Consider the following 603-nt stretch of genomic DNA (forward strand, 5'->3'; position numbering starts at 1 on the left):
GCCCGAAGTCAAGTCACGGAGTGACTGCCACTTCGGGTTATTGGCATCAGGTAAATCCATCGCAGGTACAGCAGTTAATCAGGGCGCTGTGTTTATTAGCGATGGAATGAATATCGTTTTGTCTTTTAGGAAGAAGCCTTTGATAATGTGTATTCTTGAAAGAGCTTGTGTGAATCAAAATGCGAAGATTGTTAAAATAATTAAACCTTAACTCACTGTCTATGTAAATGTAGCAACTCTGTAGAGTAACTATTTGGTGGTTTTATATTTCTATTGGAATCTGTAATCAAATTGGATTTGCGAGTATGCCATCTCTTAAGACGCGATTGATTAATAATTTCTTATTTCGGTCAAGCTCTGGTCTTATCTTTTTTTATTCACTTATTATAAAAAACGGGTGTTTATGAATTTGCTTAGCTCGTTTCCTGAAAGAAAAGGATCCAAAATTTATCACAGTCATTCGGAACCGGCTCCAGTTGTCCCATTACGGTTTGAAGATTGCACAGCAATGAGCCCAAAGGGCTCGAATCCCATTAGCCCGAAGTCAAGTCACGGAGTGACTGCCACTTCGGGTTATTGGCATCAGGTAAATCCATCGCAGGT

General features: G+C 39.6%; 2 protein-coding genes. Both read left to right on the forward strand.

Features of this window, described 5'->3' with window-relative positions; genetic code table 11:
* Positions 1 to 211, forward strand: a 211-nt coding sequence (locus tag EO244_RS17060) for a hypothetical protein (protein ID WP_206734604.1), incomplete at its 5' end; no start/stop codon positions are given.
* Positions 212 to 403: 192 nt separating this feature from the next.
* Positions 404 to 603: hypothetical protein (locus EO244_RS17065; protein ID WP_206734605.1), on the forward strand; the 200-nt coding region annotated here is incomplete at its 3' end.

Origin of the sequence: Ancylomarina salipaludis, assembly GCF_004122035.1 — a bacterium.
GTDB lineage: Bacteria > Bacteroidota > Bacteroidia > Bacteroidales > Marinifilaceae > Ancylomarina > Ancylomarina salipaludis.